Origin of the sequence: Conexibacter sp. CPCC 205762 (genome assembly GCF_030646155.1) — a bacterium.
Lineage (GTDB): Bacteria > Actinomycetota > Thermoleophilia > Solirubrobacterales > Solirubrobacteraceae > Conexibacter.
In genome coordinates this window covers 80,923-100,322 of sequence record NZ_JAUTDN010000004.1, presented here as the reverse complement: position 1 = coordinate 100,322, position 19,400 = coordinate 80,923, and the positions used below count along the sequence as shown (strand labels likewise).

The following is a 19,400-nucleotide window of genomic DNA, read 5'->3' as shown; positions in this document are numbered from 1 at the left end:
CCTTTTCGCCGCGCGCGCGGCGTCGCGGACGCCTGCCCGTGATGCTTGCCGCCGCTGCGCTGTCCGCTGCCGCGCTGCCGTCGGCTGCCTCCGCCGCCGGGCTGAACCTGATCGACGAGAGCGAGTCGCTCGGTCCGGGCATCAGCGTCCACCACCTCAAGACGCTCGAGTCGGGCGGCTGGTTCGACTACCAGCTGCTGACCGCCAGACTCGAGAACGGCCTCGTCACGACCGACCTGCTGTCGGGCGACGCGGTCACCGATGCAGGGCCGATCTCGAGAAAGGCCAACAGAGTCGGCGCGATCGCCGGCGTCAACGGCGACTTCTTCGACATCGACAACACGAGAGCGCCGCAGAACTTCGCGATCAGAGGCGGCGAGCTGCTCAAGAGCGCCAACTACGGCCTCAATTCGCCGCTCACCGGTGTCACCAGAGACGGCATCGGCCAGCTTGTCAGCACCGCGCTTGAGGCGAAGGTCACCTTCGGCGGCGCCGACCACGCCGTCGCGACGATCAACACGCCCGGCGGCGTCCCCGCCGGCGCCTTCCGCGTCTACACCTCCAAGTGGGGCGCCAGCATCTCCCGCGCCGGCGGCAACCCGACCAACGTCGCCGAGGCGCTCGTCACCGACGGCAAGGTCGTCTCCGTCAGCGAGGGCGCGGGCACGGGCGAGATCCCCGCCGGCTCCTTCTACCTCGTCGGCCGCGAGGCCGCCGCGGACGCCGTCCGCGCGCTCAGAGCCGGCGACGAGCTGAGACTCGACTACACGCTCAGCGGCGACGTCGCCAAGCAGCTCCAGTTCGCCGTCGGCGGCAACGAGGTCCTGATCCGCGACGGCAGAGTCGTCGCGACCGACGGCTCGGTCCACCCGCGCACGGCGATCGGCTTCAAGGACGGCGGCAGAACGCTGCTGCTGTTCGTCGCCGACGGCCGTCAGACGCAGACGCTCGGCATGACGACCGTGAAGGTCGCCCAGATCCTCGCCGACGCCGGCGCCGAGTCCGCGATGAACCTCGACGGCGGCGGCTCGACGACGCTCGTCGGGCGCCACCTCGGCGACAGCGCGGTCTCCGTCTTCAACACCCCCTCCGACGGCTACGAGCGCTCCGACCCCAACGGCGTCGGCCTGTTCCTGACGCCGGGCTCCGGCGTCGCCGAGCAGCTCGTCCTGTCGACCCCCGGCCAGGACGACGCGCGCGTCTTCCCGGGCCTGCACCGCACGATCAAGGTCGGCGCGGTCGACGACCACCAGTCGGCCGTCGCGATCCAGCGCGGCGACGTCCGCTGGAGCGCCAACGAGGGCTCCGTCAGCGGCGGCCTGCTGAAGGCCCCCGAGGACGTCTTCGGCCACATCCGCGTCCGCGCGACGACCGACGGCGCCCAGCAGGAGCTGCCGGTCAGAGTGCTCGGCGCGCTCAACTCGCTGGAGCTGTCCTCGCAGCGCCTCTCGTTCTCCGAGACCGGCGCGCAGTTCGCGCAGCAGCTGACGGTCACCGGCCGCGACGCCGAGGGCTTCACCGCCCCGGTCGAGTCGTCGGACCTGGAGCTCGACTACGACGACTCGGTCGTCAAGATCACGCCCTCCGGCAGCGGTCTCAGAATCACCCCGCTGACCAACGCCGGCACGCTGCTGACGATCTCGGTCAACGGCGAGAGCGTGCAGCTGCCGATCTCCGTCGGCGTCCAGACGATCACCGACAGCTACCTGCTGACGAGAAACCCGATCGGCAACGCCCTCTGGAAGTTCACGGGCACCAGCGGCATCATGACGTCGATCACCGACACCGCCGAGGGTGTCAAGGTCGACTACAGAGCCGGCCGCAACATCGGCGTCACCTCCAACGGCACGATCGGCCAGTTCGAGCTGCCGGGCGCGCCGCTGAGAGTCCACGTCAGAGTCAAGTCGACGCAGACGCTGACGCTCTCCTACGGCTCCTTCCGCCAGTCGGACGGCACCTACAAGTCGCTCTACGGCAACCCGGTCAGACCGGGCTGGAACGACATCGTCTTCACGATGCCGGCCGACACGAAGTTCCCGGTCAAGTTCGACACCTTCCAGGCGATCGAGACGACCGTCGCGGCGCAGAGAGATGGCTCGATCGTCGTCGGCGAGGTCTCCGCGGACGTCCCGTCCGAGGTCGAGCTGCCCGAGCAGGCGCCGCTGCGCGCCGACTCGCTGCTGTCGTCCGACGGCAGACTGCAGGAGGGTGAGGACTTCACCTTCGCGACGCTCTCCGACGTGCAGTTCACGCACGTCAACCAGGAGATGGTGCCGGTCGCGATCCAGGCGCTGAGACGGATCCGCGCCACCAGACCGGACCTCGTCGTGCTCAACGGCGACATCGTCGACCTCGGCGCCCCCGAGGACATGACGCTGGCGCGCAGAACGCTGGAGGAGGGCGGCTGCCAGCTCGTCCCGCTCGGCACCGAGGACCTCCCGGAGCCGACCGACAGCACGATCCCCTGCCTCTACGTCCCCGGCAACCACGAGTCCTACGTCGCCGGCGGCCAGGGCACGCTCGACGCGTTCAGAGCCGAGTTCGGCAGAGACTACGGCTACACCGACCACAAGGGCACGCGCTTCATCACGCTGAACTCGTCGTACGGCAACTTCCGCAGCTCGGACTTCGACCAGCTGCCGTACTTCCAGGAGGCGCTCGACGACGCCGCGTCCGACGACGCGATCGACAACGTGATGGTCTTCGCCCATCACCCGGTCGACGACCCGGCCGAGACGAAGTCGAGCCAGCTGACCGAGCGGACCGAGGTCCAGCTCGTCAAGAAGATGCTGTCCGGCTTCCGCGACGACTCCGGCAAGGGCGTCGCGATGGTCGGCTCGCACGCGCAGATCATGAACGTGCACCGCGAGGAGGGCGTCCCCTACATCGTGCTCCCGTCCTCGGGCAAGGCGCCGTACGGCACGCCTGACCGCGGCGGCATCACCGGCTGGGTCCGCTGGGGCGTCGACAGCGACGAGAACGCCGCCGGCCAGTGGCTGGAAGGCGACGTCCACCCGTTCGCGCAGACGATCGACCTGCAGACCCCGGAGACGCTCGAGGTCGGCGGCGCGGCGCAGCTCGGCGGCACGCTCGTGCAGCCCAGCGGCGTCGGCAACGGCACCCGCACGGTGCCGCTGCGCTACCCGCTCTCGCTCCGCTGGAGCGGCAGCGAGAACCTCGCGATCGGCAGTGGCGAGGAGGCCGTCGAGGCCGCCCGTGACGCCGACAAGACCGCGATCCTCGACCCGGCCACGGGCGAGATCACCGCGCTCGCCGAGGGCAGCGTCGACGTCACCGTCGAGGCCGACTCGATGAGAAACGGCGACGACATGGCGCCGATCACGACCACGAAGACGATCGCGGTCGAGCCCTCGACCGCGCCGGGCGCGAAGGCCTGGATCGCCCAGCCGACGTTCCCCGACCAGTTCGCCAACACGATCGGCGCCGCGCAGCCGGTGACGGTCTCCAACACCGGCGACGAGCCGCTGGAGCTGACGCTCAAGGGCGTCAAGGCGGTCGACGGCCCGGCCGGCGACTTCATCGTCGCCGACGACGCCTGCACCACCAAGACGGTCGCCCCGGGCAGCTCCTGCACGCTGCTCGTCCGCTTCGCCCCGTCGCGCGAGAGCGCGACCACGACGGCCAAGCTCGTCTTCGCCGCCAACACCGCCGAGCAGCGCCACACGGTCACGCTGAGCGCGACCTCGACGACGCTGCCGAAGGGCGACAAGGGCGACAGAGGCGAGCAGGGCACGCCCGGCGAGGCCGGTCAGCCCGGCCCGCAGGGTCCGGCCGGCGCTGACGGCAGCAACGGCAGAGACGGCGCGGCCGGGCCGGCTGGCGCCAACGGCGCTGACGGCGCGCAGGGCCCGCAGGGCGTTGCCGGCGCTGACGGCGCCAACGGCAGAGACGGCGCGACCGGCCCGCAGGGCGCGGCCGGTGCCAAGGGCGACAAGGGCGACCAGGGTGCCGCCGGCGCCAAGGGCGACAAGGGCGCCGCCGGCCGCGACGCGCTCGTCACCTGCACCGTCAGAAGCAGCAGAGTGACGTGCAAGGTCACCTACAGCAGCAGAAGCTCGGCGAAGAACGCCACGGTCAAGACGTCGGCCAAGGCGAGCCTCGTCCGCAACGGCCGCACCTACGCGAAGGGCCGCGTCAGCAGCCTCAGAGCGACGCGCAAGATCACGCGCGGCAGCTACGCGCTGAAGGTCGGCAGCGGCAAGAGCGCCACCACCCTCAAGGTGACGATCCGCTAAGCGGCCGCACGCAGCACAGCAGTGAACCCGGTCAGCCGCGTCGTCGATCCCTCACGGCGCGGCTGGCCTTCCTTGCAACAGGAGACCTGAATCTTGACTTCCTCCCGCCGCCTGCGCGCGGCGCTCGCGACCGGCGCGGTGTTCGCACTCGCCGCTCCCGGCGTCGCGCATGCGGATCCGCTCACGCTGCTCGACAGATCGGAGCGCATCGGCCCCGGCATCGAGCTGCGCCACCTCCAGCAGCTCGACACGTTCGGCTGGATCGACGCCCAGGTGCTGTCGGTCGACCTCCAGGAGGAGGCCGTCACGACCGACCTGCTGATGGCCGACCACGTCGGCCAGGCGACCGGCCTCAGCTCGCAGGCGAAGGCCGCCGGCGCGATCGCCGGCGTCAACGGCGACTTCTTCGACATCGGCAACTCCGGCGCGGCGCTGCGACCCGCGATCAGATCCGGAAGAGTCGTCAAGTCGGGCGACCCGACGAGCGTCGTGGGCGTCAGCAACGACCGCCTCGGCCAGCTCACCTCGCTCGCGCTGCAGGCCTCCGCGACCTTCCCCGACGGGCAGACGCACGCCGTCCGCTCGTTCGACGCGCTCGGCGCCGGCGCCGGCTCGATCGCCGCCTTCACCTCCAACTGGGGCCCGTACTCGCGCGCCCTGGCGACCGGCACCAGCAGCGACCGCGCCGAGGCGATCGTGACCGGCGGCGTCGTCGTCTCGGTCGACGCGGCCAACGCCGGCGAGGGCACGCTGCCCGCCGACACGGTCGCGCTCGTCGGCCGCGAGGCCGGCGCGGCGACGATCCGCGCGCTCAGAGTCGGCGACAGCGTCGACTTCAGATACCGCCTCAACGGCGACGGCGTCGACGACCTGCGCTTCGCGATCGGCGGCGCGCAGAACCTGCTGACCGACGGCGTCGTGCAGCCGCAGGGCGACGTCTCCAACGCGCCCCGCACCGCGGTCGGCTTCTCCGCGGACCGCAAGACGATGTACCTCGCGGTCGCCGACGGCCGCCAGACGCAGGTGCTCGGGCCGAGACTGGCCGAGATGGGCGCGCTGATGCGGTCGATCGGCGCCGACGACGCGATCAACCTCGACGGCGGCGGCTCCTCGACGCTCGTCGCGCGCCCGCTCGGCGCGCAGGACGCGACGATCCGCAACACGCCCTCCGACGGCAGCGAGCGCGCGACGCCCAACGGCGTCGGCATCTTCCTCGCGCAGGGCAGCGGCGTCGCCGACGAGCTGGTGATCTCCAGCTCCGGCGCCGAGACGCGCGTCTTCCCGGGGCTGCACCGCAGCTTCGGCGTCAGAGCCGCTGACGAAAACGGCTACCCGGTCTCGCTGCCGCGCGGCGACGTGCGCTGGAGCAGCAACGAGGGCTCCGTCGACGGCGGCATCCTGCAGGCGCCCGAGAACGTCTTCGGGCAGCTGCGGATCCGCGCCACGACCGACACGCTGCGGGCGAGCAGAGTCGTGAGAATCCTCGGCGAGCTGGCCGAGATCGAGCCGTCCCGCCGCCGTCTCTCGTTCACCGACACGAGCAGCGCCGCGTCGGCGATCGACCTCGTCGGCAGAGACGCGGAGGGCTTCGCCGCGGCGATCGACCCGGCCGACGTCGAGTTCGACTACGACCGCTCGGTCGTCACGATCCAGCCGGCGGGCGACCGCCTCAGAATCACCCCGAAGGGCAACGGCGCGACGATCCTGACGCTGAGCGTCGCCGGCAGCTCGGTGCAGATCCCGATCACGGTCGGCTTCGACACCCAGCTCGTCTCCGGCTTCGACGATCCCAGCATCTGGACCTTCCGTCACGACCGCTCGCCCACGGGCGGGATCTCGGTCGTCGACGGCGGCCGCAGCGGCAGAGGCCTCAGAATCGACTACGACTTCACCGAGGCGACCGCGACCCGCTCCGCCGGCGCCCGCGCGCTGACGCAGATCCCGCTGCCGGGCCAGCCGCTGCGCCTGTCGATGTGGGTCAAGAGCGACGGCAAGGGCCAGTGGCCGACGATCTCGCTGCGCGACTCGTCGAGCACGGCCGGCAGAACGCTCGACCTGCGCGGCGACTACCTGACGACCCCGGGCTGGCAGAAGGTGACGGTCTCGCTGCCGACCTCCGGCGTCGTCTACCCGGTCCGCGTCGACAACGTCCGCTTCATCGAGACGGCGGCGGCGAGACTGTACAGAGGCTCGCTGATCGTCGACGACCTCACGGTCGACGTGCCGAGCGAGATCGAGACGCCGGCCGAGCCGGCGCTGCAGGCCGACCGCATCATCGACGCCGACGGCAGACTGCCGACCGGCGGCGACCGCTTCCAGTTCGCGACGCTGTCGGACATCCAGTTCACCGCCGCCAACCAGGAGCTGGTGCCGGTCACCGCCGCCGCGATGAAGCGGATCCGCGCGACCAGACCGGACTTCGTCGTGCTCAACGGCGACATCGTCGACACCGGCTACCAGGCCGACGTCGAGCTCGCCAGAAGAGTCCTGACCGAGGCCGGCTGCAACCTCGTCGAGGCCGGCACGGCCCCGCCGGCGCCGACCGCCAACACGGTCCCCTGCTACTACGTGCCGGGCAACCACGAGTCCTACGGCACCGACAACCTCGACGCCTGGAAGAGCCAGTTCGGCAGACCGTACGGCTGGTTCGACCACAAGGGCACGCGCGTCGTGCTGCTGAACTCGACCCGCGGCTCGTTCCGCGGCTCGGACTACGCGCAGCTGCCGATGCTGCAGGAGGCGCTCACGGAAGCCGCGGCGGACGACTCGATCAACGACGTGATGGTCTTCGCCCACCACCCGACCAACGATCCCGACCCGGCCGACGCCTCGCAGCTCGGCGACCGGCTCGAGGTCTCGCTGATCGAGCGACTGCTGTCCGACTTCCGTGACGAGAGCGGTGGCAAGGGCGTCGCGATGGTCGGCTCCCACGCGCAGATCGTCAACGTCGACCGCGTCGAGGGCGTCCCGTACATCGTGCTCCCGTCGTCGGGCAAGTCGCCGTACGGCACGCCCGACCGCGGCGGCATGACCGGCTGGGTCCGCTGGAGCGTCGACGGCGCCGCGAGCGCCGACGGCGACTGGCTCGACGCCGACGTGCGCCCGTTCGCGCAGTCGATCGCGCTCGACGCGCCGGGCACGCTGGAGGTCGGCGCGAGCGCGCCGATCGGCGGCGAGCTGGTGCAGCCGAGCGGCGTCTCCAACGGCACCCGCAGAGTGCCGCTGCGCTACCCCGCCTCGGTCCGCTGGGGCGGCTCCTCGGAGCTGGCGCTCGGCAGCGGCGAGGACGCGATCGAGGCGGCGCGCGACGCCGGCAAGGTCGCGCTGCTGGACCCGGCGACGGGTCAGCTGACGGCCCTGCGCACGGGCCAGTTCGCGCTCACCGCCGAGGCCGACTCGATGCGCGTCGGGGACGACCTCGCGCCGATCAAGGCGCAGAAGACGATCACGGTGACGGCGTCGACCGCGCCGGGCCCGAAGGCGTGGATCACCGCGCCCTCGTTCCCCGTCCAGCAGGCGACGACGGTCGGCCCGGTGCAGGAGCTGAGAATCGCCAACACCGGCACCGCGCCGCTGCAGATCTCGCTCAAGCGGATCGAGACGCTGACCGGCTCGGTCGGCGACTTCCTCGTCGCGGCCAACAGCTGCAAGGACGTGACGATCGCCCCGGGCGCCGACTGCACGCTGCTCGTGCGCTACGCCCCGGCGACGGTCGACACGACCTCGACGGCGCGGCTCGTCTTCGCCGACAACACCGCCGACGCGCGTCACACGGTGACGATCACGGGCAGCTCGACCGGCTTCCCGAAGGGCGACAAGGGCGATCAGGGCGACCAGGGCGAGACCGGCGCTCCCGGTGCCCCCGGCGCCCCGGGCGCTGACGGCGCGCCCGGCGCCGACGGCAGAGACGGTCCGGCCGGCCCGGCCGGCGCCGACGGCGCCGCCGGTCCGCAGGGCGTCGCGGGCGCTGACGGCGCGGCTGGCGCCAACGGCGCCGACGGCGCGGCCGGCCCGGCCGGCGAGAAGGGCGCCAAGGGCGACGCCGGCGCGACCGGCGCCAAGGGCGCCACCGGCGACAGAGGCCGCGACGCGCTCGTCACCTGCCGCATCACGGGCAGCAGCAGCGTCAGATGCACGGTCACCTACACGAACGCGAGCAAGGCCGCGAAGAAGGCCGTCAAGAAGACGGCCAAGGCCGCGCTCGTGCGCAACGGCCGCACCTACGCCAAGGGCCGCGTCGGCGCGCTGAAGGCGACGCGCACGCTCGCCGCCGGCCGCTACACGCTGGTCGTCGGCAGAACGCGGCTGGCCGTGAAGGTCGGCCGCTAGCGCCCGAGCAGCAGCGGCAGCACCCGCTCCCTGACCGCCGCGTCGAAGCTGGCGCGGCGGTAGGGGAGCAGCAGCTCACGCGCGCGGGCGGCGTAGCCGTCGTCCGCGGCGCCGTCGTCGAGCGCGGCGCGCAGCTGCGCGGCGAGGTCGTCGCCGACGTAGCGCGGGTTCAGCGCGCGCGCCAGGCCGTAGGCCGGGTAGGGGCCGGTCGCCGGCGTGCTGACGAGCCGGCAGCCGTCGGCGAGCGCCTCCAGCTGAGCGATCCCGTGATCCTCGCGCAGCGGCGCGGCGACGAAGACGCGCGCCCGTCGCAGCAGCGCGCGGTACCCCTCCGGCGCGAGCAGGCCGGTGCCCTCGGCGCCTTCGCCGAGCGGGCCGCTCTGGCCGGCGACGAGCAGCGTCTCGCCGGGCCGGCGCGCCTGCGCCCAGGCGGCGAGGATGCGGTCGAGCCCCTTCTTGACGCGGTCGGCCGCGTAGGCGATCGCGGCGACGTCGCGGGCGAGGGACGGCGCGGACGCGGCGTCTGCCGGCGAGGCCGCTTGCGCGGCGTCGGCGAGCACGGCAGCGGGCGCCGACGGCTCGACCGGCACTGGCAGCACGACCGCGGGCGTCGCCGCGCGCACCGCCGCCGGCAGCGGCGCGAGGCTCTGCTCGCTCATCGGCAGCAGCAGCGGCGCGGCGGTCATGCGGCGGCGCTCGACGGGCCGCTGCCAGAGGCCGTCGCGGCCGCGGCGGTTGCCGGCGGCGGGTGCGTCGAACCAGATCGCGCCCGCGCGCGGCGCCAGCAGCGCGGCGGTCGAGGAGGCGTAGATCAGCCCGCGCGGCGCGTGCTCCGCGATCCCGCGCAGCGCGGCGGCGCGACAGGCGCGCGCCTGCACGAGATCGGTCGCCATGAACGTCCGCACCTGCGGCACCGGCCCGGCGGCGACGGTCGCGACGGTCGCCCCGGCGCGCTCGATCGCGGCCGCGAGCTGCGCGTCGGCGCCGCGCCAGCCGGCGGTCGTGCCGAGCGAGACGAGCAGGATGTCGGTCGCCATCGTCGGCGAGCGTAGCGGGACGGGAGCCGGCGCGGCGGCGCCGGCGCGCCGCGCGCCGGGCGCGTCAGTGCGCCGTCCGCTCCTCCTCCAGCTGCTCCCACGCGCTCGTGCGGAAGCCGGGCGTGCGCAGCAGCCGGATCGCGCTCATCGGCGAGGTGCGCTCGACGTAGTAGCGCACGCCGTCGCGGCCCTCGATCGCCGTCACGGCGGCGTCCTGGCGCCGCCACGAGAGCGCCCAGATGATCGCGAAGCCGGCCGCGATCGCCGCGATCTGCGGGAGCCACAGCGCCGCCGCGCCGGCCGCGACGGTGCAGACGAGCAGCGGCCAGAGGCGGTTGAGCAGCACGCGTGCGGGCGAGACCTCCGGCAGCGAGTTGGTCGATCTGGCGTCGGCCAGCAAGCGCGCGATCGGCGGCGAGGTGTCGGCGCGGCGGCCGAGCAGCACGCCGATGCCGCCGGCCGCGACCCACCAGGCGGCGGAGAACGGCACCAGCAGCGTGTCGTCGGCGCGGCCGGCGGCGAAGCCGGTCAGGACGGCGAGCACGGTCGCGGCGGCGGCGCTCGTCATCACCGTCGCCTTGAGGAAGTCGGTGAAGCGCATCGGCCGGCCCGCCTCAGGCGGCCGGCGCGGCGTCGCCGAGCAGCAGCTCGAGCAGGTGCCTGACCCCGTCGGTCCCGTCGACGAGCAGGTCGGCCTCCTCGGCCAGCTCGCTCGGGCCCTCGTCGGAGGCGACGCCGACGCGCAGCGCGGTTCTGATCCGCCCCTCGGCGAGCAGCTCGCCGAGCGCACGGAAGGCGTCGAGGTCGGTCACGTCGTCGCCGACGTAGATCGCCGCGTCCAGCTCGGCGTGCTCGAGGAAGCTGAGGATGCCGGCGCCCTTGTCCATCCGCACCGGCGGACGGACCTCGAGCACCTTGCGGCCCCAGTGGGTCCGCAGCCCGCTCTGCTCGGCGCGGCCGGCGATCGCGTCGATCGCGCCGCGCGCCGCCTCCTCGTCGGGCGCGCCGCGCCAGTGGAAGGCGACGATCGAGCCCTTGTCCTCGATCCGCACCCGCAGCCGCCGCAGCTCGGCGCTGTCGGCCTCGCGCCCGAACGCCTGGATCCGCCTGCCCCAGTCGCGCACCGCCGGGTCGACGACGGTCTCGATGCCGCCCGCTCTCAGCAGCTCGGTGCCGTGCGAGCCGATGTAGCTGATCGTCCCGATCGAGACGATCCGGCGCGCGTCGGAGGCGCGGCGGCCGCTGACGCAGGCGACGACGCCGTAGCGGCGGGCGATCTCGATCAGCAGCGAACGCGTCGGCTCGGGCACGTGGGCGTCGTCGGCGTAGCGGACGATCGGCGCGAGCGTGCCGTCGATGTCGAGCAGCACGGCCGTCCGCGACGGGTCGGCGCGCAGTGGCGCGAGCGCCTCGGCGAGGCGCGCGTCGGATGCTTCCGCCGAAGGTCTGGCGGGGGTCACCCGACCTAGTATGGCGACTCAGCCGCAGCGGCCGCGTCCGCCGTCGTGGATGCCGAAGTCGGCCGCCCAGGTCGCGCGCGGCCCGTCGGCGTCGACCGGCGCGCCCGCGACCGCCGCCAGGCCGACGTCGCGGAAGCTCGCTCGCAGCAGGTTGGCACGGTGGTCGCGGCTGTTCATCCAGGCGTCCATCACCCAGGCGGCGTCGCCGGCCGGCGCGGAGCCCCAGGCGAGGTTCTCGCCGACCGTCCAGCGCGCGTCGGGCGGCGCGTAGCCGGTCGCGAGGATCCGCTCGGCGAAGCCGGTCCCGTCGCGCGAGTCGTGCTCGAAGTAGTGCTCGCGGACCATGTCGCGAGCGTGCGCGTCGGCCGCTCGCGCGAGGCAGCGGTTGGCCCGCAGCGGGCGCATGCCGGCGCGCGCCCGCTCGCGGTTGACGAGGCACAGCAGCGCTCGCTCGGAGCGCTCGTCCGAGACCGACGCGACCGGCATCGCGTCGCTTGCCGGGCAGGCGGCGACGTCCGCCTTCGAGGCGCCGACCGCGCCTTGCGCGCCGCCGGGGGCGACGATCGCCACGACGACCGCCGCCGCGAGCACGAGCGCGGCGCCGATGCGGCGTCGCCGCGTGCTGCCGTCGTCCTGACCCGGTCCCATCGTGGACGCTCGCCTCCGTTGCGATCGCCGGCCATCCGATCGCAATCGAGATTCCCTGATCGCTCGAACTCAGCAGAGCGGAGCGGCTTTGCACGGGAATGCGCAGGTTTTCGAGCTGCGAGGACGCTCAGCCGCGCGCGGCGAGCTGCTCGCGCTGGCGCTCGTTCGCGCCCGGTCCGGCGCGCAGCGTCAGGTCGCGCGGGCCGATCGTCTCGCCGCAGTGGGCGCAGACCTGCTGCGGGTGGGCGTCGTGGCCGCAGCCCTTGTGCACCTGCACGACCGGCGGGCCGTCCTCGCCGGCGGTGTATCTGTCGCCCCAGCGCATCAGCGCCGTCAGCACCGGCTGCAGATCGCGGCCCTTGTCGGTCATGCGATAGCGGGGCGGGTCGTCGAGGCGTTCGAGGATCCCGTGGTCGGTCAGCGTCTGAAGCCGGTCCGCGAGGATGTTGCTGGCGACGCCCAGCTCGCGTCTGATCTCCTCGAAGCGCCGTCGCCCGAGCGCTATCTCGCGCAGCACCAGCAGCGTCCAGCGCTCGCCGACGATCGCCAGCGTGCGGGCGATCGAGCAGTTCTGGTCGTCGAAGGATCGGTAGGGCATCGCAGAGATCATCCTACTCCCTGCTCCTTGCAAAACGCAATCGATGCGCGTACGGTCTGCGATCGAGTCAGTTGCAAATCGCAAGGGAGGCCGTTCCGCCATGCCAACCGCGCAGCGCCCAGGGCGCGTGCTCGCCGTCGTCTCGCTCGCCGTCTTCATGGCGAACCTCGACCTCTTCATCGTCAACGTCGCGATGCCGGACCTCGTGCGCGACTTCTCCGGCAGCTCGCTCGGCGGCCTCTCGTGGGTGCTGAACGCGTACGCGATCGTCTTCGCCGCGCTGCTCGTGCCGGCCGGCCGGATCGCCGACCGCGTCGGCCGGCGGCGCGCCTTCAGCGGCGGCATCGCGCTGTTCACGGTCGCCTCGGCGCTGTGCGGGCTGGCGCCGTCGGTGCCGGCGCTCGTCGCCGCCCGCGTCGTGCAGGCGATCGGCGCCGCCTTCCTGATGCCGACCTCGCTGGCGCTGCTGCTGCCGGCCTTCCCGCCCGCGCGGCGGCCGGTCGCGATCGGCGTCTGGGCCGCGATCGGCGGCGTCGCCGCTGCCGCCGGGCCGCCGCTCGGCGGGCTGCTGACGGAGGTCTCGTGGCGGCTCGTCTTCCTCGTCAACGTGCCGGTCGGGATCCTCGCCGTGGTCGCCGCCGGCCGCGTCCTGACGGAGGCGCGCGACCCGTCCGCCAGACGGCCCGACCTCGCCGGCACCGTCCTGCTCGTCGCCGCGATCGCGCTGCTGTCGCTCGGGCTCGTGCAGGCGCCCGAATGGGGCTGGAGCGATCCGCGCACGGTCGCGGCGCTGGTCGCCTCGGCGGTCGGCCTCGCCGGCTTCGTCGCCCACTGCGCCCGCTCGTCGGCGCCGGTCGTCGAGCTGTCGATGCTGCGCGTCCGCTCCTACGCGCTCGCGAACCTGGCGGTGCTGCTGTTCACCGTCGCCTTCGCCGCGACGCTGCTGGCGAACGTCCTCTTCCTGACCGACGTCTGGGGCTGGTCGGTGCTGCGCTCCGGCCTCGCGCTCGCGCCCGGCCCGCTGTTCGCCGCCGGCACCGCGGTGCTCGGCGGCAGACTGGCCGCGCGCGTCGGCCAGCGCTGGGTCGCCGCGGCCGGCTCGGGCCTGTTCGCGCTCGCCGCCGCCTGGTGCGCGCTGCGGATGCAGGCCCACCCGGTCTACGCCTCCGTACTGCTGCCGGCCTGGTGCGTCGGCGGCGTCGGCGTCGGCCTCACGCTCGCCCCGCTCTCCAGCGCGGCCGCCGCCTCGCTGCCGCCGGCCCGCTTCGCCACCGGCACGGCGGTCTTCACGATGTCGCGCCAGGTCGGCTCCGTGCTCGGCGTCGCCGTGCTCGTCGCGATCCTCGGCAGCCCCGCCCCCGCCGACGCGCTCGCCACCTTCCAGCACGGCTGGTGGTTCATCGCCGCGGCCGCCGCCGCCGGCGCGCTCGTCGCGCTCATGCTCGGCCCCGTCACCCACCACGCCCCGGCGCCGGCGAGCCCGCCGGCCGCGACGGAGGTGGCCGCCGCCGCCTGAGGCGCTCCTCAGGGTCGACTTGAGGGTCGGGTCCCCGTAGCGCGGCTGCCTCGCGGCGACGGATAGTGGCGGCGATGAACGTCTGCTCTGTCTCCAACCGTCAGCAGGTGCGCGCATGTCCCTCCCCTCTCGTCTGTCGTGCGGCGCCGGGCTGGCCGCGGCGGGCGCGGCGCTGCTCGCCGCAGCGCCGGCCGCGGTCGCGACCAGAGCGACCGTCACCGCGAAGGTGACGCCGCAGAACGCCCCGCCCGGCAAGCCGCTCACGCTCGCCGTCAGAGCGACGCTGGCGCCCGACCGCCCCGGCCAGTCGATGACGCTGGCGGAGGCCGACGTGCGCTTCCCCGCCGACGTGACGCTCAACAGACGGCTCTTCCCTGTCTGCAGCGCCGCGACGATCAACGCCGCGAACGGGAGCTTCAAGCGCTGCCCGGCCGGCTCGCGGGTCGGCTCCGGCACGTTCCGCGCTGACGTGCCGGCCGCGGACGCCTTCAACGTGCCGGGCAGACTCACGCTCTTCAACGGCGGCGAAGGAGAGGTCACCGTGCACGCCTTCGCGGAGAACCCGGTGCTCGTCAGCGAGGCGTTCGAGACCCGGCTCGTGAGAACGAGCGGCAGATTCGGCTACAGACTGATCATCCAGGTCCCGTACAGACTGCAGGAGATCGCCGAGGACTGGTTCGTCGAGCTGCGGACGATCAGCTTCAGCGCTGGCGCGACGACCACGGTCAGAGGCAGGACGCGCGGCTTGATAGAGGCCGGCAGATGGAGCGGCGTCGTGCCGTTCGCGGCCTCGTTCAGCTTCCTGAGAGAGAGCGCGCCGGTGACCGTGAACGGGCTGCTCGACTGGAGGTGAGCGTCAGCCGGCGTCGGCGGCCGGCCGCGCCGGCTCGCCGAGCGCCGCCGGCAGCTGCCGGCGCGAGCGGATCCCGAGCTTGTCGTAGACGGAGCTGAGGTGCGTCTCGATCGTCTTGACGGTCAGGAAGCGCGTCTGCGCGATCTGCCGGTTCGTCATTCCGCCGGCGGCGAGCTCGGCGACGCGGCGCTCGCTCGGGGTCAGCGACTCGACGCCGATCGGCGTGTAGCGACGCACCTTCTCGCCGGTCGCCGCCAGCTCGTCGTGCGCGCGACGGGCGAGCTCGGCGGCGCCGCAGCGGCGCGCCAGCTCAAGCGCGTCGCGCAGCGGCGCGCGCGCGTCGGCGCGGCGCCGCGCGCGGCGCAGCGCGGCGCCGAGGTCGGTGAGCGCCTCCGCCCGCGCGAGCCGTGCGGGCGAGCGATCGAGCACCGTCACCGCCTCCGCGAGCGTCCCGATGCGGCCCTCGTCGTCGAGCGTCGCCGCCTGCGCGCGCAGCGCCGAGGAGATCAGCGGCGGGGCGCCCCACCGCCGCGCGCGGGCGAGCGCGGCGTCCGCCAGCGCGCGGGCGCGCTCGCGATCGCCGAGCGCCGTCGCGACGTGCGCGACCAGCAGGTACACCGGCGGCGCGGGCGCGCCGATCACGCCCCAGCCGACGGCGAAGCGCTCCAGCGTCTCGAAGTCGGCGGCAGCCTCCTCGAACCGTCCCTGCGCGAAGCGCAGCTGGCCGCGCGCGAACAGCCACAGGATCAGCACGAAGGCGTTCGGCATCCCCGTGCCGATGCCGCTGGCGTCGAGCTCGGTCTCGGCCGCCGCCAGCTCACCGCGCGCGACGAGCAGGCTCGTGAGCGTCGCGCGCAGCGGCAGCTCGGCGTAGCGCAGCCGTCCGAGCCGCGCGACCGCGAGCGCCTGGCGGATGTCCGCATCGGCCGCCGGAAGGTCGCCGCGGGCCCACGCGACCCCGGAGCTCATCCACCACGAGGCGGCCAGCTCGGGCGTCGCGCCGCGCTCGCGCGCGATCGCCAGCGCACGGGCGACGGCGCGCTCGGCCAGCGGCACCTCGTCGGCCAGCAGCAGCGCGAGCACCGGCCTGCCGGGGGCGAAGAACTCCGGTTGCTCGACGAAGATGCGGCAGTCGTGGGCGAGCGCGCGCCGGGCCGCCTCCGTCGCGTCGTCGGCGGTCCCGTCGAACGCGTGCCATTCGCACTCGTACGCGGCGAGCAGCCGCCCGCCGCCGCTGTCGGACGGGATCTCGGCGAGGTAGCGCGTCAGCTGCGCGCGCGTCTGCGGCAGCGTGCGCGGTCTGACCAGGCTCAGCTGCGCCTCCAGGCGGAAGGCGCGCTCGGCGTCGCCCTGCATGTCGGCGACCTCGATCGCGCGCTCCAGCAGCGGCGCCGCGTCCTCGACGCGGCCGTTGAGCGTCATCCACACGCTGACCTTCACGCCCCACCGCGGCCGCAGGCTCGGATCGCGCTCCAGCTGCGCGAGCACCTCGGGCAGCAGCGCTTCGAACAGCTCGCGGTCGGGCGAGCGGATGCTCGCGACCATCAGCGCGCTCAGCAGCGGGGCGCGCAGGTCGTCCGGCGCCGGCTCGTTCAGCGCGCGCATCAGATAGGCCGCCGCCGAACGCGGCGCACCGCTCGCGAGCGCCGCTCGGGCCGCCTCCAGCAGCGTCTCCGTCGTCGCGCGCAGCCCGCGCGCGTCGGTCGCCAGCAGGTGCGCCGCGAGCTGCTGCGCGCCGGCGCCGCGTGCCCGCAGCAGCTCGACCGCGCGCATGTGCGCCGCCGCGCGCTCACCCGCCGGCAGCTCGACGTCGAGCGCCGTGCGGACCAGCGGGTGGAGGAACCGCGGCGTCGCGTCGCGGTCGAGGATCGCCGCCGCGCGCAGCTCGTCGGCCGCCTGCGCGGCCGCCGCCTCGCCGAGCCCGGCCAGCTCGGCCACGAGCGCGCTGTCGGCGCCGTCGCCGAGCACGACGACGGCGCGCGCGACCGCCTGCGCGTCGGCGGAGAGGCGGCCGAGGCGCACGAGCACGGTCCGCGTGACGCGCTCGGGCGCCAGCTCGCGCACGCGCGACGCCGGCGCGGCGGCAGGATCGATCCGCTCGGTCGCGATCGTCCGCGCCAGCTCGCCCAGCAGGAACGGGTTGCCGCCGCTGACCTCGTGACAGGCCGCGGCGAACGTCTCCTCCGGCTGGTGGTCGAGCGCGTCGGCGAGCAGCGCCGTCGTCGCGCGCGGACTGAGCGGGCGGGGGATGAGCCGCTGCGCCAGCGAGTCGGTCGCGAGCCGCGCGAGCCCGCGCTCGGCCCCGGGCTCGTCGCGACGGCAGGCGACGACGAGCAGCAGCGGCAGCTCCTCCAGCCGCGGCAGCAGGAACGAGAGGAAGTCGAGCGATGCCGCGTCGGACCAGTGCGCGTCGTCGACCGCGAGCAGCAGCGGCCGCTGCTCGGCGAACGCGGCCGTCAGCCAGTAGAGGCCGTGCAGCACCGCGAAGGCGCCGCCCGCCGGCTCGGCCGCCGGCGCGCCGGGGCCGGACGGCGCGACCACGCCGCGCGCCGCGCCGGCGGCGCCCTCGAACAGCGCCTCGCGCGCCGGCGCCGCGAGCGACGCGAGCGCCGGCTCGAACAGCTGGCGCGCGAGCGCGAACGGGAAGTCGCGCTCCAGCTCCGTGGCGCGCGCGGTCAGCACCAGCATCTCCGCCGCACGGCCGCGGTCGCGCGCGGCGAGCAGCAGGCGGGTCTTGCCGAGCCCGGCGGCCGCCTCGACCACCGCGAGGCGCCCGTTGCCGGCGCATGCGTCCGCGACCAGCGCGTCAAGCTCGGCGAGCTCGCGCTCACGCTCGAACAGCCCGCTCACGCGAGCAGCGTGCCACGAACCGGTCGATCGGGGCGCCGGTCCGGCCGCCGCCTACAGCGCGAGCGCGCCGAGCACTTCCTCCCACCAGGAGCGCTCGGCGTCGGTGGGGGCGGCGCGGGCCTTGCGGCGGACCCACTGCGAGAGCAGCTGCTCGCGGCCGAGCGCGAGCACGGGGCCGGTGACGGCGAAGTAGCCGTCGTCGAGCAGCACGAGCGCGCCGGGGACGTCGCGGCGGGTGCGGAGGCGGTCGACGACCATGCGGCCGGCGACGGTCTCGGCCCTGTTGGGGTCGCCGTCGTCGGCGCTGCTCCAGGGGCGGACGTGGAAGACCGGCGCATGGCCCTCGGGGATCCGCTTCGGGCGCGGTCTGGGGCCGATCGGGCCGCTGTGCCAGCGGTCGGTCAGCTCGCGCATCACCGGCAGCGCCTCGCGGCGGATCAGCACGTGCAGCATGTCGCCGGCGCGGACTCTCGTCGAGCCGCGCGGCGGGACCGCCTGCTCGTCGCGCACGATCAGGTTCACGACCGCCGCGCGCGGCAGCTCGAGGTCGCGGATCCGCAGGCCGACGATCGCGTCGTCGTGCGCGACCGCGTACTCGACCGAGTCGGCGCCGAGCGAGCGGATCGTGCCGGTCTCCGACAGCGCGCTCGTCGTCAGCGACGGCGCCGCCGCGGTCGCGCCCAGCCGCCGCGCGAGCGCCTCGAACGAGGAGCCCTGCAGGACCGTCGACAGCAGCACGGCGAAGAAGACGATGTCGAAGAAGTCCGAGCTGTTGTGGACGCCGGCCAGCACCGGGAAGGTCGCCAGCACGACCGGCACCGCGCCGCGCAGGCCGGCCCAGCCGAGCACGGTCCGGTCGGCGAAGCTGAAGCCCGGCCCGGCGGCGACGTAGGCCGCGATCGGGCGCGCGACGAACGCCAGCACCAGCGCCAGCACGGTCCCCTCCAGCCAGATGTCGCCGAACTGGCTCGGGAAGACGAGCAGGCCGAGCACGAGGAACATCGTCAGCTGCGCGACCCACGCCAGCCCCTGGTGGAACGAGGTGATCGTGTGCTTGGCGGGGATGTGGGCGCTGCCGAGCGCGAGGCCGGTCAGGTAGACGGCGAGGAAGCCGGAGCCGTGCAGCGCGTCGGCGGCGCCGAACGAGAGCGCGGCGGCGGCGATCGAGGCGACCGGGTAGAGGCCGGGGGTCGCGAGCTGCGCGCGCTGGAACAGCTGGACCGCGCCGAGGCCGACGGCGGCGCCGATCGCGACGCCGATCCCGACCTCGGTCACGAACAGCCAGAGCATGTCGACGATGCCGTAGTCGGGCTTCTCGATCCAGTCGATGAAGCCGACCACGAGCAGGACCGCGATCGGGTCGTTCATGCCGGCCTCGCCCTCGAGCGTGCGGCCGAGCTTTCTCTTCAGCGACGAGCCGCGCAGCAGCGCGAAGATCGCGGCGCCGTCGGTCGAGGAGACGATCGCGCCCAGCAGCAGGCCCTCCAGCAGCGTGAAGCCGAACAGCCAGCTCGCCGCCAGGCCGCAGATCGCGGCCGTGATCAGCGTGCCGAACAGCGCCAGGCTGACGACGTTCCTGAGCACCGGGCGGATCTCGCCGAAGCCGGCGGTGAGGCCGCCCTCGAACAGGATCAGCGCGAGCGCGATGATGCCGATCTCGCGCGCCATCTCGTAGTTGCTGAAGTCGACCCAGCCGAGACCGTCGGAGCCGACGGCCATGCCGATGCCGAGGAACAGCACGAGCGAGGGCAGCCGCAGCCGACCCGCCAGCAGCGAGGCGGCGATGCCGGCGAACAGCAGCGCACCCGCGATCAGGATGAGGTGACCGTCCGCCACGGACGCAACCCTTTCAT

General features: G+C 74.0%; 11 protein-coding genes. 4 read left to right on the top strand and 7 right to left on the bottom strand.

Annotated elements, in window-relative coordinates; translation table 11 throughout:
* Positions 1-41 precede the first annotated feature (41 nt).
* Together Q7L73_RS05755 and Q7L73_RS05750 are read left to right on the top strand one after the other, a co-directional pair.
* A complete protein-coding gene (locus Q7L73_RS05755; RefSeq protein ID WP_304686670.1) occupies positions 42-4,256 on the top strand; it encodes a phosphodiester glycosidase family protein in 4,215 nt (1,404 codons plus the stop codon).
* A gap of 93 nt (positions 4,257-4,349) precedes the next feature.
* Positions 4,350-8,585 carry a phosphodiester glycosidase family protein gene (locus Q7L73_RS05750; protein WP_304686669.1) on the top strand — a complete coding sequence of 1,412 codons (4,236 nt, stop codon included), beginning with the start codon at positions 4,350-4,352 and terminating at the stop codon, positions 8,583-8,585.
* On the opposite strand, the gene Q7L73_RS05745 is transcribed toward Q7L73_RS05750, so the two are convergent.
* From Q7L73_RS05745 to Q7L73_RS05725, 5 genes are all read right to left on the bottom strand, one after another.
* On the bottom strand, positions 8,582-9,622 hold the full coding sequence (locus Q7L73_RS05745) for a hypothetical protein (protein WP_304686668.1): 1,041 nt from the start codon (positions 9,620-9,622) through the stop codon (positions 8,582-8,584). The genes Q7L73_RS05750 and Q7L73_RS05745 overlap by 4 nt on opposite strands.
* 64 nt (positions 9,623-9,686) lie before the next feature.
* The gene (locus Q7L73_RS05740; protein WP_304686667.1) at positions 9,687-10,223 is read right to left on the bottom strand and encodes a hypothetical protein; all 537 of its coding nucleotides are present in this window, start codon (positions 10,221-10,223) and stop codon (positions 9,687-9,689) included.
* Between the two features lie 13 nt (positions 10,224-10,236).
* Complete coding sequence (otsB, locus tag Q7L73_RS05735; protein ID WP_304686666.1) at positions 10,237-11,082, bottom strand: trehalose-phosphatase; 846 nt, start codon at positions 11,080-11,082, stop codon at positions 10,237-10,239.
* Between the two features lie 18 nt (positions 11,083-11,100).
* Positions 11,101-11,730, bottom strand: coding sequence for a CAP domain-containing protein (locus Q7L73_RS05730; RefSeq protein ID WP_304686665.1), 630 nt, complete (start codon positions 11,728-11,730; stop codon positions 11,101-11,103).
* A gap of 127 nt (positions 11,731-11,857) precedes the next feature.
* Complete coding sequence (locus Q7L73_RS05725; protein ID WP_304686664.1) at positions 11,858-12,328, bottom strand: winged helix-turn-helix transcriptional regulator; 471 nt, start codon at positions 12,326-12,328, stop codon at positions 11,858-11,860.
* Between the two features lie 100 nt (positions 12,329-12,428).
* Here Q7L73_RS05725 and Q7L73_RS05720 point away from each other — a divergent pair, with 100 nt between their 5' ends.
* The gene (locus tag Q7L73_RS05720) at positions 12,429-13,844 is read left to right on the top strand and encodes a DHA2 family efflux MFS transporter permease subunit (protein ID WP_304686663.1); all 1,416 of its coding nucleotides are present in this window, start codon (positions 12,429-12,431) and stop codon (positions 13,842-13,844) included.
* 115 nt (positions 13,845-13,959) lie between these two features.
* A complete protein-coding gene (locus tag Q7L73_RS05715; RefSeq protein ID WP_304686662.1) occupies positions 13,960-14,697 on the top strand; it encodes a hypothetical protein in 738 nt (245 codons plus the stop codon).
* A gap of 3 nt (positions 14,698-14,700) precedes the next feature.
* On the opposite strand, the gene Q7L73_RS05710 is transcribed toward Q7L73_RS05715, so the two are convergent.
* Together Q7L73_RS05710 and Q7L73_RS05705 are read right to left on the bottom strand one after the other, a co-directional pair.
* Positions 14,701-17,547: a LuxR family transcriptional regulator gene (locus Q7L73_RS05710; protein WP_304686661.1), complete on the bottom strand. Its 2,847-nt coding sequence runs from the start codon at positions 17,545-17,547 to the stop codon at positions 14,701-14,703.
* 51 nt (positions 17,548-17,598) lie between these two features.
* A complete protein-coding gene (locus Q7L73_RS05705; protein WP_304686660.1) occupies positions 17,599-19,383 on the bottom strand; it encodes a potassium/proton antiporter in 1,785 nt (594 codons plus the stop codon).
* Between the last annotated feature and the right edge of the window lie 17 nt (positions 19,384-19,400).

Bases quoted from the DNA above. Each gene is read 5' to 3' on its own strand.
- Q7L73_RS05755 (WP_304686670.1), top strand. From the start codon at position 42: ATGCTTGCCGCCGCTGCGCTGTCCGCTGCCGCGCTGCCGTCGGCTGCC.
- Q7L73_RS05745 (WP_304686668.1), bottom strand. From the start codon at position 9,622: ATGGCGACCGACATCCTGCTCGTCTCGCTCGGCACGACCGCCGGCTGG.
- Q7L73_RS05740 (WP_304686667.1), bottom strand. From the start codon at position 10,223: ATGCGCTTCACCGACTTCCTCAAGGCGACGGTGATGACGAGCGCCGCC.
- Q7L73_RS05730 (WP_304686665.1), bottom strand. From the start codon at position 11,730: ATGGGACCGGGTCAGGACGACGGCAGCACGCGGCGACGCCGCATCGGC.
- Q7L73_RS05725 (WP_304686664.1), bottom strand. From the start codon at position 12,328: ATGCCCTACCGATCCTTCGACGACCAGAACTGCTCGATCGCCCGCACG.
- Q7L73_RS05720 (WP_304686663.1), top strand. From the start codon at position 12,429: ATGCCAACCGCGCAGCGCCCAGGGCGCGTGCTCGCCGTCGTCTCGCTC.
- Q7L73_RS05715 (WP_304686662.1), top strand. From the start codon at position 13,960: ATGTCCCTCCCCTCTCGTCTGTCGTGCGGCGCCGGGCTGGCCGCGGCG.